Here is a 12,318-nt window from a genome sequence, read left to right as displayed (position 1 = left end):
TTGTATGCTGCTCCGGTTGCCCGATCCGATCGGGCCTCTCCCCCGGCACCGCCACTCAGATTCCATCAGGGCTCCTCGGAGTCCGGAATTCGATCCCGGCATGTCGGGATCAACCGTAAGTGCATCTGAAGTCTTTGGAGTGACCCGTGGCTGCCAACTGCGACGTCTGCGGCAAGGGGCCGGGCTTCGGCAACAACATCTCGCACTCGCACCGCCGTACGCCCCGTCGCTGGAACCCGAACATCCAGCGCGTGCGTACCGTGGTCGGCGGGACGCCGAAGCGCGTGAACGCCTGCACCTCGTGCATCAAGGCCGGCAAGGTCTCGCGCTGACGCTTTCGCTGAGCGCGTGGCCACGTCGGTTTCGCCGCAATAGCCGGTCCACCTCGGGTGGGCCGGCTTTTTGCTTTGGGGTGAGCGGGGGCGTTCGCGCAGCCGCGCATCTGTGAGACGGGTTGTTCGCACCGCCCGGTGGGGGCGCGAGCCGGGAGGCGTTCGCGCGGCCCGGCGCTTGCGGGGTGCCGTCGCGCCCACCCGTGCCGCCCCAGCGGCACGACTGCCCGCGGGAGCGGGGATGGGGAGCGGCCGCGAGCCCGCGAGAGCCGAGGCGCCCGCAGAGGGCGGGGGTGGGCCCGCGGGAGCGGGGGGCGAGGGCGGGAGCGGAGGGTCGAGGGCGGCCGCGGGCCCGCGGGAGCCTAGGCGCCCGCGGAGGGCGGGGGTGGGCTCGGGGGGCCGCTGTGGCAGCTCCCCGAGGGGCGCGGGGAACTGCGCGACCGGCCCCCACCGGGCCGCACCCGGCGGCCCCCCCGTTACCGGAGGTTCCAGGCGTGGTCCACCGGGCCCAGGCCCCTGCCCAGGGCGAAGCCCGAGGCGATCGCGCCGGTGACGTAGGCCTTCGCCGCTGCCACCGCCTCCGGGACCGTACGGCCCTTCGCCAGTTCCGACGCGATCGCCGAGGCCAGGGTGCAGCCCGTGCCGTGGGTGTGGCGGTTGTCGTGCCTCGGGGCCCGAAGCCAGTGCTCCGAGGAGCCGTCGGTCAGCAGGTCCACCGCGTCGCCGGGCAGATGACCGCCCTTGATCAGCGCCCAGCGCGGGCCGAACGCCAGGATCGCCTCCGCCGCCCGGCGCATACCGGCTTCCGAGTCGACGTGGACGGACGTGAGTTGCGCCACCTCGTCCAGGTTCGGGGTGGCGACCGTCGCCGCCGGCAGCAGCCTGGTCCGTACGGAGTCCAGCGCGGAGGCCGCCAGCAGCGGGTCACCGTGCTTGGAGACCCCCACCGGATCCACCACCACCGGCACGTCCGTGCCGGTGATCAAGTCGGCGACCGTCTCGACGAGTTCGGCGGAGGACAGCATGCCGGTCTTGACCGCCTGCACACCGATGTCGTCGACGACACTGCGGTACTGGGCCCGGACCGCCTCCGCGGGCAGTTCCCAGGCGCCCTGCACGCCGAGCGAGTTCTGCGCGGTCACCGCGGTGAGCACGCTCATGCCGTGCACCCCGAGCGCCAGCATCGTCTTCAGATCGGCCTGGACGCCGGCCCCGCCGCCCGAGTCGGAGCCGGCCACGGTGAGCACCCGGGGCGGCGCGCTCATGACTCGATGTCCCCGAAGTGGTCCCAGCCGCCCTGGGTCGTCCAGGGCGCCCCGTCCACCGTCACCTGGGGCAGCGCCGACGGGTTGAGCACCTCGCCGATCACCTTCCAGCGGGCGGGCAGCTTCACGTCCGGCGGGAAGGTCGCCACGATCGCGTGGTCCTCTCCCCCGGTCAGCACCCACTGCATGGGGTCGACGCCGACGGCCTGACCGATGTCGTTCATCTGCGAGGGGATGTCGATCGCGCCGGAGCGCACGTCGATGCGGACCTTGCTGGCCTCGGCGATGTGCCCGAGGTCGGCGATCAGCCCGTCGCTCACGTCGCACATCGCGGTCGCGCCCAGACCGGCGGCGGCCGGGCCCGCGTGGTACGGCGGTTCGGGGCGCCGGTGCGCCTCGACGAAGGCGCGCGGTGAGCGGAAACCGCGGGAGAGCACCGCGTGCCCGGCCGCGGACCAGCCCAGCCAGCCGGTGACCGCGACGAGGTCGCCGGGCTGGGCCCCGCCCCGGGTCACGGGCTCCTGGTTGCGCAGATCACCGAGCGCGGTGATCGACACCATGATCGTGTCGCCGCGTACGACATCGCCGCCGACGACCGCCGCGCCGGCCACCTGGCATTCGTCGCGCAGGCCGTCCATCAGCTCGCTGGGCCAGGTCACCGGCAGTTCCGCCGGGACGACGAGGCCGAGCAGCAGGGCGGTCGGCACGGCGCCCATGGCGGCGATGTCGGCGAGGTTCTGTGCGGCGGCCTTTCGGCCGACGTCGTAGGCCGTGGACCAGTCGCGGCGGAAGTGCCGGCCCTCCAGCAGGATGTCGGTGCTGGCCACGACCCTGCGGTCGGGCGCGGAGACCACGGCGGCGTCGTCGCCGGGGCCGACCCGGACCGCCGGGGTGGTGGTGAGGCGGGAGGTGAGCTCCCTGATGAGCCCGAACTCGCCGAGCTCACCAACAGTGCCCTTCATTTCCCTTTCGACCCTTCTATCCCTGTCCGTGCCCGGTCGCGAGCGGTCCGAGTCCTCGCTACGGTCGAGGTGACCGTCAACTTCTCCCCTGTCTGTACCCCGGCGCGCAAGGCCCGGTTCCCGCAGGTCTCCCCGCGAGGAGCGGCGACGCGATACCGTGGCGTTCCTTTTCCCCACATGATCCTCGTGGCCGCCCTGGAGGTTCCGTGGTACAGGCTTACATCCTGATCCAGACGGAGGTCGGCAAAGCGTCGACCGTCGCCGATCTGATCGGCAAGATCCCTGGAGTGATCCAGGCCGAGGACGTGACCGGACCGTACGACGTGATCGTGCGCGCCCAGGCCGACACCGTCGACGAACTGGGCCGCATGGTGGTCGCCAGAGTCCAGCAAGTGGACGGCATCACCCGCACCCTGACCTGCCCGGTCGTCCATCTGTAGCCCCCGTCTACCCTGTGCCGGTGAACTCCTTCCGTCACCGGCACGCCGTCCTCTCCGCACTCGCGGTGCTGATCACCGCCGCGGGCTGCTCCTCAGCAGACGACAGCGCGTCCGCGGCGGTTCCCAGCCCGGACGCGAAGGTCACCCAGCTGTGCCAGAACCTGGACAAGGCCCTGCCGGCGAAGGTGGACGGTGAGAGTCGCGACGATCCCGAACCCGCGTCCGAACTGACCGCGGGCTGGGGCGGCGTGGCGATCATACTGCGGTGCGGAGTCGAGCGGCCGCCCAAGATGGCCGACCCCAAGGTGGCCAACGGGCAGGACGCCGACGCCGTACCGGGCGGGGTCGAGGGGGTCGACTGGCTGATGGAGCGGCAGGGCGACGACGCGTACCGCTTCACGACCGCCAACCGCGAGGCGTACGTCGAGGTCCGGGTGACCGGCGGACGGGACAGCACGGGTGTGCTGATCGATCTCGCCCCGGCCGTCAGGAAGGCGATCCCCGAGGGGATCGCCTTCTGATGCGCGCGCGGGCTCAGCGCAGGCCGGTCGGGCGGCGCAGCGCCGCCCGCACCAGCAGGTCGACCAGCTCCGGGTAGCTCACGCCGGTGGCCTGCCACATCTGCGGGTACATCGAGATGGGCGTGAAGCCGGGCATGGTGTTGATCTCGTTGATCACGAACTCGCCGTCCTCGGTGAGGAAGAAGTCCGCGCGCACCAGCCCTTCGCAGGAGGCCGCGTCGAACGCCTCCACCGCGAGCCGCCGCACCTCGGCCGTCTCCGCGTCGGTGAGCGGCGCGGGCACCAGGCCGGGCGTGGAGTCGATGTACTTGGCCTCGAAGTCGTAGTACGCGTGCGTGTCCGGCGGCGGGATCTCGGCCGGCAGCGACGCGCGCGGGCCGTCCTCGAACTCCAGCACGCCGCACTCGATCTCGCGGCCGCGCAGCGCCGCCTCGACGAGGATCTTCGGGTCGTGGCGCTGGGCCTCGGCGATGGCCTCGTCCAGGCCGGACAGGTCGTCGACCTTGGTGATGCCGATCGACGAACCCGCGCGGGCGGGCTTCACGAACAGCGGCCAGCCGTGCTCGCCGGCGAACTCGACGATCCTTGCGCGGGCCGCGGACTCGTCGTGCTGCCACTCGCGCGGCCGGATCACCAGGTACGGGCCGACCTTGAGCCCGAAGGAGGTGAACACCCGCTTCATGTACTCCTTGTCCTGGCCGACGGCCGAGGCGAGCACGCCCGAGCCCACGTAGGGGACGCCGGAGAGCTCCAGGAGGCCCTGGAGGGTGCCGTCCTCGCCGTAGGGGCCGTGCAGCACCGGGAAGACCACGTCGACCTCGCCGAGCGCCTTGGGCACCGAACCCGGCTCGCTGTAGACGACTTCACGGTCGGCCGGGTCGACGGGGAGCACCACACCGCCCTCCGTCGACTCGGCGAGCTCCTCGACGCTGGGCGTACGGCGGTCGCTGATCGCCATGCGTTCCGGTTCGTCGGCGGTGAGCGCCCAGCGGCCGTCCCGGGTGATGCCGATCGGCAGGACATCGTACGCGGTCCGGTCGATGGCCTTGAGGACGGCGCCGGCGGTGACCACGGAGATCCCGTGTTCGGAGCTGCGCCCGCCGAACACGACGGCCACACGCGGCTTGCGGGGCGGCTGCTCGGGGCTCTGGGGGAGGTTCTCGGTGCTCATATCGCGATGAGGGTACCTGCCCCCGGGGCCCGGACACAGCGCCCGAAACGCCGCCGGTGGGCCGAACGGCGGGGGGCGTCGCTCAGCGTCGTTCGGGCTTCGCGCTGCGCGACATCAGCTCCTTGACGGCGACCATCGGGGGCTTGCCCTCGTGCACGATGGAGACGACCGTCCCGGTGAGCGGCATGTCGACGCCGTGCCGGCGGGCCAGATCGAGCACCGACTCGCAGGACTTGACGCCCTCGGCGGTCTGCCTGGTGACCGCGATGGTCTCCTCGAGGGTCAGGCCCTTGCCGAGGTTGGTGCCGAAGGTGTGGTTGCGCGACAGCGGGGAGGAGCAGGTGGCCACCAGGTCGCCCAGGCCCGCGAGCCCGGAGAAGGTCAGCGGGTCGGCGCCGAGCGCGACCCCGAGCCGGGTGGTCTCGGCGAGACCGCGGGTGATGAGCGAGCCCTTGGCGTTGTCCCCGAGCCCCATGCCGTCGGCGATGCCGACCGCCAGCCCGATCACGTTCTTCACCGCGCCGCCCAGTTCGCAGCCGATGACGTCGGTGTTGGTGTACGGCCGGAAGTACCGGGTGTGGCAGGCGGTCTGGAGCCGCCGGGCGACGTCCTCGTCGGTGCAGGCGACCACGGCGGCGGCCGGCATCCGGGCGGCGATCTCCCGGGCCAGGTTGGGCCCGGTGACGACGGCGACGCGCTCGGGGCCGACCTTGGCGACGTCGTCGATCACCTCGCTCATCCGCATCGCGGAGCCGAGTTCGACGCCCTTCATCAGCGACACCAGGACCGTGTTCGGCGCGAGCAGCGGCGTCCAGTCGGCGAGGTTGGCGCGCAGGGTCTGCGAGGGGACCGCGAGGACGGTGAAGTCGGCGCCGCGCGCGGCCTCGGCGGCGTCCGTGGTGGCCCGCACGTTCCCGGGGAGTTCGATCCCGGGCAGGTAGTCGGGGTTGGTGCGGGTGGAGTTGACCGCCTCGGCGAGTTCGGGGCGCCGCCCCCACAGCACGACGTCGCAGCCCGCGTCGGCGAGGACCATGCCGAAGGCCGTCCCCCACGATCCGGTGCCGAAGACGGCCGCCTTGACCGGCTCGCTCACGTGCCCAGCCCCTCTTCCCGCGCGGTGGGCCTGGTGCCCCGCACCCGCTCCTCCCGCTTCTGTGTGTGCGTCCTGCGGCCCTGCTCGATCCGTTCGCGGCGCGGGTCGTAGGGCGTCTGGGGCGCCTTCTCGCCGCGGATCTCCTCCAGGTGGCGGGTGACGGCCGCCATGATGGCCTCCGTCGCCTGCTTGAGCAGTTCCGGGGTCATCTCACGGTCGTAGAACCGGTCGAGGTCCACCGGCTCCCCGGCCAGCACGCGGTGCGTCTTGCGCGGCAGCAGGCTGGGCTTCTTCGCGTACGGGGGCAGCAGTTCGTTGGCGCCCCACTGGGCGACCGGGATCACGGGGCACCTGGTCTGCAGGGCGACGCGCGCGGCACCGGTCTTGGCGGTCATGGGCCAGCCGTCGGGGTCACGGGTGAGGGTGCCCTCGGGGTAGAAGGCGACGCATTCGCCGCGCTCCACGGCGTCGATCGCGGCCCGGAAGGCGCTGAGCGCGTCGGTGCTCTCGCGGTAGACGGGGATCTGTCCGGTGCCGCGCATCGCGGCGCCGATGAATCCCTTGTTGAAAAGACCGCTCTTCGCCAGGAATCGCGGGACGCGTCCGGTGTTGTACTGAAAGTGCGCGTAGGCGAAGGGGTCGATGTGCGAATTGTGGTTCACCGCGGTGATAAAGCCGCCCTCAGCCGGAATGTTCTCCATTCCGCGCCAGTCCCGCTTGAGCAGAACCACCAGCGGTGGTTTGCAGAGAACCGCGGCGAAGCGGTACCAGAAGCCGATTCTGCGGCGCGGCACGAGTACACCTTCCTCTTACGAATGTCAGGCCCCGGGCCCGGACCCGGAGGCCGGGCGGGCCGCACAAGTGTCGCCCCGGGCCGCCGGTCTGTCGAGAACACCGTACGCCCCGGCACCCGCGGCACCCGGGGCTCCGGGTGACAATGAGCGCGACAAGAGAGGGACGTAACACTCGTGCAGTGGACCTTGGTGGTACCCCTGAAGCCGCTGGCCCGCGCCAAGAGCAGGCTCTCGGACACCGCGGACGACGGTCTGCGCCCCGGCCTCGCGCTCGCCTTCGCCCAGGACACGGTGGCGGCCGCGCTGGAGTGCCCGGCGGTACGGGGTGTGGTGGTCGTCACGGACGACGCCCTGGCCGCGCGCGAGCTGGCCGCGCTGGGCGCCCGGATCGTCCCGGACGAGCCGCGTGACGGTCTGAACGCGGCGCTCACCCACGGCGCGACGGTGGCGGGCGCCTCCCGGCCCGCGGCGCGGGTGGCGGCCCTCAACGCCGATCTGCCGGCGCTCCGCCCGGCGGAACTGGCCCGGGTTCTCGAGGGGGCCGCGGAATTCCCGCGCGCTTTTCTCGCCGATGCCGCCGGATTCGGCACGACTTTGCTGACCGCGGGCCGGGGGCTGGAATTGCGCCCGTTGTTCGGCCCCGATTCGCGGGCCCGGCACCGCGCGTCCGGAGCGGTCGAACTGTGCCTCGACGACGTGGATTCGGTACGGCAGGACGTGGACACCGGCGCCGATCTGCGGGCGGCGCTGGCACTGGGCACGGGTCCCCGCACGGCCGCCGTCGCCGCGCGGTTGCTCATCACCGAGCAGTAGGCTGCCGGTATGCACGCCACCGCGTACACCTACGACGCCGACAGCCGCAGCGGTCAGGTGCTGCTGGACGACGGCACCCCGGTGCCCTTCGACGCCCCGGCGTTCGACGCGGGCGGCCTCAGGCTGTTGCGGCCCGGTCAGCGGGTGCGCGTGGAGACCGAGGGCGAGGGCACGGCCCTGCGGATCACGCTGGTGACCCTCCAGACCTTCTGAGCGCGCACCTTCCGGGCGCCCGGACGCCGGCGTCCGATCCGGAACACACCGCGGGCCGGACTCCCGAGGGAGTCCGGCCCGGTGCGTGAGTACCCCTCGGAGGCCTACTTCTTGCGTGCGGTGGTCTTCTTGGCGGTGGTCTTGCGCGCGGTGGACTTCTTCGCGGGCGCCTTCTTGGCCGTCGCCTTCTTCGCGGGGGCCTTCTTGGCGGCCGTCTTCTTCGCGGCGGCGGTCTTCGCCGTCGTCGTCGTCTTGGCGGGCGCCTTCTTGGCCGTGGTCTTCTTCGCCGCGGCCGTCTTGGTGGTGGCCTTCTTGGCCGTGGTCTTCTTCGCGGCCGTCCTGGTGGCGGCCTTCTTCGCCGTCGTCTTCTTCGCGGCGGCCTTCTTCACCGTGGCCGAAGCGCCGCCGGTCAGGCTGCCCTTGGGCGCCTTCTTGACCGAGACCTCGCCACCGCGGGGCAGCTTCTTCGAACCGCTCACCAGGTCCTTGAAGCCCTGGCCTGCACGGAAGCGCGGCACGGAGGTCTTCTTGACGCGAACCCGCTCGCCCGTCTGGGGGTTACGGGCGTAGCGGGCCGGGCGGTCGACCTTCTCGAACGAACCGAAGCCGGTGACCGAGACCCGCTCCCCCGCGACGACCGCGCGGACGATGGCGTCCAGTACGTGGTCGACGGCTTCGGCGGCCTGCTGGCGGCCGCCCACCTTGTCGGCAATCGCTTCTACGAGCTGCGCCTTGTTCACGTCTTCCCCTTCGGAGACATCGCCAGAACGAATGTGTTCAAGCTTTTTCGCACGTTAGGCAGATATATACCGCAAATCAAACACGAAACGGGCTAATCACCCTTGTGCCGCAACGGACTCGGCTGTCCCGACCGGTTCAGCGTTCCTCTTCGGGCATTCGACCCTCGTCGAGGTCCTCGGTGAACCGCTCCAGACGCCTTGCCGTACCGGCGAGATCATGTTTGGCCGCGGCCGTAATGACCAGCAGCTTCCGGGTCAGCGCCATCCGTACGCCCTCCGGGACTTGCAGTGAGCGCACTTTTGCGTGCGCTTCTTTGAGCTGGACCGCGACCGCCGCATAGAGCTGGAGTTGGCCGTCGTGTTCCATGCACAGATTGTGCCATCTGGGGCGAGTTGTCGCCTGCGCAGGGGGCAACTGCCGCCCCGGACGGCCGTCGGGGCACACGCGTCGATCACGGGCACGTGACACGTGTACCCCGGCAACCACCTTCCTAACGTGGCAAGTTGGGTAGTCCCAAGACGGCGCGCGGGGCCGAACGGGTGCAGACGTGCGCGTACCCCCGATCGGGGTGATCGGGGGTACGGGAGGGACGTCGCGGTGGCCGAAAGTCGCCCTCCGGCGAGGACTTCGGCCGCGGCGGGGTCAGGCGGTGAGCGTCCTCGGCTTGAACGAGGGGCGCTTCGCCTCGTACGCGGCGATGTCCGCCTCGTTCCGCAGGGTGATGGAGATGTCGTCGAGCCCGTTCAGCAGCCGCCAGCGGGAGTTCTCGTCGAGCTCGAAGGAGGCGGTGATGCCCTCGGCACGCACTTCGCGGGCCTCGAGGTCGACGGTGATCTCCGTGGCGGGGTCGGCTTCGGTGAGGGCCCACAGCGCGTCGACGGTCTGCTGGTCGAGGACGACCGTCAGCAGGCCGTTCTTCAGCGAGTTGCCGCGGAAGATGTCGGCGAAGCGGGAGGAGATCACGGTCCGGAAGCCGTAGTTCTGCAGCGCCCAGACGGCGTGCTCACGGGAGGAGCCGGTGCCGAAGTCGGGGCCGGCGACCAGTACGGTCGCGCCCTGCCGCTCGGGCTGGTTGAGGATGAAGGACGCGTCCCTGCGCCAGGCCTCGAAGAGCCCGTCCTCGAACCCGTCGCGGGTCACCTTCTTGAGCCAGTGGGCGGGGATGATCTGGTCCGTGTCGACGTTGCCGCGGCGCAGCGGGACGGCCCGGCCGGTGTGGGTGGTGAATGCTTCCATGGCTGATCAGACTCCAGCGGGCGTGCGGTCGTCGGCGGCGAGGTCGGCCGGGGAGGCCAGGTGACCGAGGACCGCGGTGGCGGCGGCGACCTGCGGGGACACCAGGTGGGTACGGCCGCCCTTGCCCTGCCGGCCCTCGAAGTTGCGGTTGGAGGTGGAGGCGGAGCGCTCACCGGGGGCGAGCTGGTCGGGGTTCATGCCCAGGCACATCGAGCAGCCCGCGTGCCGCCACTCGGCGCCCGCCTCCTTGAAGACCACGTCCAGGCCCTCGGAGACGGCCTGCAGACCCACCCGCGCGGAGCCGGGGACGACCAGCATCCGTACGCCGTCGGCGACTTTGCGGCCCTTGATGATGTCCGCGGCGGCGCGCAGGTCCTCGATGCGGCCGTTGGTGCAGGACCCTACGAAGACGGTGTCCACACCGATGGAGCGCAGCGTCTGACCGGCCTCCAAGCCCATGTACTCCAGGGCCTTTTCGGCGGCGAGCCGCTCCGAGGCGTCCTCGTACGAGGCGGGGTCGGGGACGGACGACGAAAGCGGGGCGCCCTGGCCGGGGTTGGTGCCCCAGGTGACGAACGGCGACAGTTCGGCGGCCTCGATGACCACCTCGGCGTCGAACTCGGCGTCCTCGTCGGACCTGAGCGTCTTCCAGTAGGCGACGGCCGCGTCCCAGTCCTCGCCCTGGGGGGCGTGCGGCCGGCCCTCGAGGTAGGCGAAGGTCGTCTCGTCGGGGGCGATCATGCCCGCGCGGGCGCCGGCCTCGATCGACATGTTGCAGATGGTCATCCGGGCCTCCATCGAGAGCTTCTCGATGGCCTCGCCGCGGTATTCCAGGACGTAGCCCTGGCCGCCGCCGGTGCCGATCCTCGCGATGATCGCGAGGATCAGGTCCTTGGCCGTGACGCCGTCGGGCAGTTCGCCCTCGACGGTGATCGCCATGGTCTTGGGGCGGGCCATCGGCAGCGTCTGGGTGGCCAGTACGTGCTCGACCTGGGAGGTGCCGATGCCGAACGCGAGTCCGCCGAAGGCGCCGTGCGTGGAGGTGTGGGAGTCGCCGCAGACGACGGTCATACCGGGCTGGGTGAGCCCCAGCTGCGGGCCGACGACGTGGACGACGCCCTGCTCGACGTCGCCCAGCGGGTGCAGCCGGACGCCGAACTCCGCGCAGTTCGCCCGCAGTGTCTCCAGCTGGACCCGGGAGACCGGGTCGGCGATGGGCTTGTCGATGTCGAGGGTGGGGGTGTTGTGGTCCTCGGTGGCGATGGTGAGGTCGAGACGGCGCACCCGGCGGCCGTTCTTGCGGAGGCCGTCGAAGGCCTGCGGGCTGGTCACCTCGTGCAGCAGGTGCAGATCGATGAAGAGGAGGTCGGGCTCGCCCTCGGCGCGCCGGACGACATGGTCGTCCCAGACCTTCTCCGCGAGTGTCCTACCCATCGCTTTCCCTCCGGCCGGCATGGTGCGCCGGCCCAACTAGTTCTCTGGGGAGACAGCGCCCGCGCCCCTGATTCCGGGCGTCCGCCGCCATGGCCCGGTGGTCCACGGGGCCCCTTTGCTTCCGTGCTTCCAGAGTGGCGTGTTCCACGGAAAATTGAACTTGCGTTTCACAGAGTGAGACGCAAGTATCGTTGCATGGACAACAGTAGCGGCGTCGGCGTTCTGGACAAGGCGGCCCTCGTCCTGAGCGCTCTGGAGTCCGGTCCGGCCACCCTCGCGGGTCTGGTCGGTGCCACCGGACTGGCACGACCCACGGCCCACCGTCTGGCCGTGGCACTGGAACACCACCGTATGGTGGCGCGCGACATGCAGGGCCGTTTCATTCTCGGCCCGCGGCTGGCCGAACTGGCGGCCGCGGCGGGCGAGGACCGGCTGCTCGCCACGGCGGGACCGGTGCTCACGCATGTGCGCGATGTGACGGGTGAGAGCGCCCAGCTCTACCGCCGCCAGGGCGACATGCGTATCTGTGTCGCCGCGGCCGAGCGGCTTTCGGGCCTCAGGGACACGGTGCCGGTGGGTTCCACGCTCACGATGAAGGCCGGCTCCTCGGCGCAGATCCTGATGGCCTGGGAGGAGCCGGAGCGGCTGCACCGGGGCCTGCAGGGCGCCCGGTTCACGGCGACGGCCCTGTCGGGCGTACGGCGCCGGGGCTGGGCCCAGTCGATCGGCGAGCGGGAGCCGGGCGTGGCGTCCGTCTCCGCGCCGGTGCGCGGCCCGTCGAACCGTGTGGTGGCCGCCGTATCCGTCTCCGGACCCATCGAGCGGCTGACCCGTCATCCGGGCCGGATGCACGCGCAGGCCGTCATCGACGCCGCCGCCCGCCTTTCCGAGGCGCTGCGCCGCTCCTGACCACCTTTCCGCCCCGTTTCAGGGGAAAGGGCCCGCCTCAACGCCGCGGCGGGCTCTTCCGCTGTCTCCGGACGCCGCCCCGGAAACGCCGAAAGCCCTCCACCGAAGTGGAGGGCTTTCACCGTGTACCCCCGACCGGATTCGAACCGGCGCTACCGCCTTGAGAGGGCGGCGTGCTAGGCCGCTACACAACGGGGGCGTGGATCACGCGTTGCCGCGGATCCTGCTGGTCTACCTGGACTCGAACCAAGACTAACTGAACCAGAATCAGTCGTGCTGCCAATTACACCATAGACCAATGATGGTTTAGACCAGACAGTACCCCCGACCGGATTCGAACCGGCGCTACCGCCTTGAGAGGGCGGCGTGCTAGGCCGCTACACAACGGGGGCCC

15 protein-coding genes and 3 tRNA genes are annotated in these 12,318 nt (G+C 71.1%); 6 read left to right on the top strand and 12 right to left on the bottom strand.

The window, feature by feature from the left end:
• Nucleotides 1-146: 146 nt before the first annotated feature.
• Complete coding sequence (rpmB, locus tag IF28_RS0109970) at nt 147-332, top strand: 50S ribosomal protein L28 (protein ID WP_004924906.1); 186 nt, start codon at nt 147-149, stop codon at nt 330-332.
• Nucleotides 333-808: 476 nt separating this feature from the next.
• On the opposite strand, the gene thiD is transcribed toward rpmB, so the two are convergent.
• The gene (gene thiD, locus IF28_RS0109965; protein WP_030216584.1) at nt 809-1,597 is read right to left on the bottom strand and encodes a bifunctional hydroxymethylpyrimidine kinase/phosphomethylpyrimidine kinase; all 789 of its coding nucleotides are present in this window, start codon (nt 1,595-1,597) and stop codon (nt 809-811) included.
• On the bottom strand, nt 1,594-2,559 hold the full coding sequence (locus tag IF28_RS0109960; protein ID WP_030216583.1) for a thiamine-phosphate kinase: 966 nt from the start codon (nt 2,557-2,559) through the stop codon (nt 1,594-1,596). Before IF28_RS0109960 ends, thiD begins: the two co-directional genes overlap by 4 nt.
• A 206-nt stretch (nt 2,560-2,765) precedes the next feature.
• Here IF28_RS0109960 and IF28_RS0109955 point away from each other — a divergent pair, with 206 nt between their 5' ends.
• Both IF28_RS0109955 and IF28_RS0109950 read left to right on the top strand, forming a co-directional pair.
• A complete protein-coding gene (locus IF28_RS0109955) occupies nt 2,766-2,999 on the top strand; it encodes an Lrp/AsnC family transcriptional regulator (RefSeq protein ID WP_030216582.1) in 234 nt (77 codons plus the stop codon).
• A gap of 20 nt (nt 3,000-3,019) precedes the next feature.
• Nucleotides 3,020-3,520 (top strand): DUF3515 domain-containing protein, encoded by a 501-nt coding sequence (locus IF28_RS0109950; protein ID WP_030216581.1) that lies wholly within the window; start codon nt 3,020-3,022, stop codon nt 3,518-3,520.
• Nucleotides 3,521-3,533: 13 nt separating this feature from the next.
• Here IF28_RS0109950 and IF28_RS0109945 read toward each other — a convergent pair whose 3' ends face one another.
• From IF28_RS0109945 to IF28_RS0109935, 3 genes are all read right to left on the bottom strand, one after another.
• The gene (locus tag IF28_RS0109945) at nt 3,534-4,691 is read right to left on the bottom strand and encodes a D-alanine--D-alanine ligase family protein (RefSeq protein WP_030216580.1); all 1,158 of its coding nucleotides are present in this window, start codon (nt 4,689-4,691) and stop codon (nt 3,534-3,536) included.
• A gap of 82 nt (nt 4,692-4,773) precedes the next feature.
• Nucleotides 4,774-5,784, bottom strand: coding sequence for an NAD(P)H-dependent glycerol-3-phosphate dehydrogenase (locus tag IF28_RS0109940; RefSeq protein WP_030216579.1), 1,011 nt, complete (start codon nt 5,782-5,784; stop codon nt 4,774-4,776).
• Nucleotides 5,781-6,578: a lysophospholipid acyltransferase family protein gene (locus IF28_RS0109935; protein WP_030216578.1), complete on the bottom strand. Its 798-nt coding sequence runs from the start codon at nt 6,576-6,578 to the stop codon at nt 5,781-5,783. Before IF28_RS0109935 ends, IF28_RS0109940 begins: the two co-directional genes overlap by 4 nt.
• Before the next feature lie 174 nt (nt 6,579-6,752).
• Between IF28_RS0109935 and cofC the strand changes: the two genes are divergently transcribed.
• Both cofC and IF28_RS0109925 read left to right on the top strand, forming a co-directional pair.
• A complete protein-coding gene (gene cofC / locus IF28_RS0109930; RefSeq protein WP_030216576.1) occupies nt 6,753-7,391 on the top strand; it encodes a 2-phospho-L-lactate guanylyltransferase in 639 nt (212 codons plus the stop codon).
• Nucleotides 7,392-7,400: 9 nt separating this feature from the next.
• A complete protein-coding gene (locus IF28_RS0109925; protein WP_030216575.1) occupies nt 7,401-7,604 on the top strand; it encodes a hypothetical protein in 204 nt (67 codons plus the stop codon).
• A 104-nt stretch (nt 7,605-7,708) separates the two neighbouring features.
• Here the strand turns inward: IF28_RS0109925 and IF28_RS0109920 are convergent, their stop codons facing one another.
• The 4 genes from IF28_RS0109920 to leuC all read right to left on the bottom strand — a co-directional run bounded on the left by IF28_RS0109920 (nt 7,709) and on the right by leuC (nt 11,015).
• Nucleotides 7,709-8,344, bottom strand: coding sequence for an HU family DNA-binding protein (locus IF28_RS0109920; RefSeq protein WP_030216574.1), 636 nt, complete (start codon nt 8,342-8,344; stop codon nt 7,709-7,711).
• 136 nt (nt 8,345-8,480) lie between these two features.
• A complete protein-coding gene (locus IF28_RS0109915; protein ID WP_030216573.1) occupies nt 8,481-8,711 on the bottom strand; it encodes a hypothetical protein in 231 nt (76 codons plus the stop codon).
• 276 nt (nt 8,712-8,987) lie between these two features.
• Nucleotides 8,988-9,581, bottom strand: coding sequence for a 3-isopropylmalate dehydratase small subunit (gene leuD, locus IF28_RS0109910; protein ID WP_030216572.1), 594 nt, complete (start codon nt 9,579-9,581; stop codon nt 8,988-8,990).
• A 6-nt stretch (nt 9,582-9,587) separates the two neighbouring features.
• Nucleotides 9,588-11,015 carry a 3-isopropylmalate dehydratase large subunit gene (gene leuC / locus IF28_RS0109905; protein WP_030216571.1) on the bottom strand — a complete coding sequence of 476 codons (1,428 nt, stop codon included), beginning with the start codon at nt 11,013-11,015 and terminating at the stop codon, nt 9,588-9,590.
• Between the two features lie 195 nt (nt 11,016-11,210).
• Between leuC and ndgR the strand changes: the two genes are divergently transcribed.
• The gene (gene ndgR / locus IF28_RS0109900) at nt 11,211-11,924 is read left to right on the top strand and encodes an IclR family transcriptional regulator NdgR (protein WP_030216570.1); all 714 of its coding nucleotides are present in this window, start codon (nt 11,211-11,213) and stop codon (nt 11,922-11,924) included.
• 126 nt (nt 11,925-12,050) lie between these two features.
• Here the strand turns inward: ndgR and IF28_RS0109895 are convergent.
• The 3 genes from IF28_RS0109895 to IF28_RS0109885 form a co-directional block, all read right to left on the bottom strand.
• Nucleotides 12,051-12,123, bottom strand: a tRNA-Glu gene (locus tag IF28_RS0109895).
• A gap of 27 nt (nt 12,124-12,150) precedes the next feature.
• A tRNA-Gln gene (locus IF28_RS0109890) sits at nt 12,151-12,222 on the bottom strand.
• Nucleotides 12,223-12,243: 21 nt separating this feature from the next.
• Nucleotides 12,244-12,316: transfer RNA gene (locus IF28_RS0109885), tRNA-Glu, on the bottom strand.
• Nucleotides 12,317-12,318: the final 2 nt, after the last annotated feature.

Source organism: Streptomyces sp. NRRL WC-3626 (assembly GCF_000718785.1).
GTDB classification, from domain to species: domain Bacteria; phylum Actinomycetota; class Actinomycetes; order Streptomycetales; family Streptomycetaceae; genus Streptomyces; species Streptomyces edwardsiae.
This window is presented reverse-complemented; position numbering and strand designations above follow the sequence as displayed.

Excerpts from the sequence above, each read along its gene's own strand:
- thiD (WP_030216584.1), bottom strand. The coding sequence starts at position 1,597 with ATGAGCGCGCCGCCCCGGGTGCTCACCGTGGCCGGCTCCGACTCGGGC.
- IF28_RS0109960 (WP_030216583.1), bottom strand. The coding sequence starts at position 2,559 with ATGAAGGGCACTGTTGGTGAGCTCGGCGAGTTCGGGCTCATCAGGGAG.
- IF28_RS0109945 (WP_030216580.1), bottom strand. The coding sequence starts at position 4,691 with ATGAGCACCGAGAACCTCCCCCAGAGCCCCGAGCAGCCGCCCCGCAAG.
- IF28_RS0109925 (WP_030216575.1), top strand. The coding sequence starts at position 7,401 with ATGCACGCCACCGCGTACACCTACGACGCCGACAGCCGCAGCGGTCAG.
- IF28_RS0109915 (WP_030216573.1), bottom strand. The coding sequence starts at position 8,711 with ATGGAACACGACGGCCAACTCCAGCTCTATGCGGCGGTCGCGGTCCAG.
- leuD (WP_030216572.1), bottom strand. The coding sequence starts at position 9,581 with ATGGAAGCATTCACCACCCACACCGGCCGGGCCGTCCCGCTGCGCCGC.
- leuC (WP_030216571.1), bottom strand. The coding sequence starts at position 11,015 with ATGGGTAGGACACTCGCGGAGAAGGTCTGGGACGACCATGTCGTCCGG.
- ndgR (WP_030216570.1), top strand. The coding sequence starts at position 11,211 with ATGGACAACAGTAGCGGCGTCGGCGTTCTGGACAAGGCGGCCCTCGTC.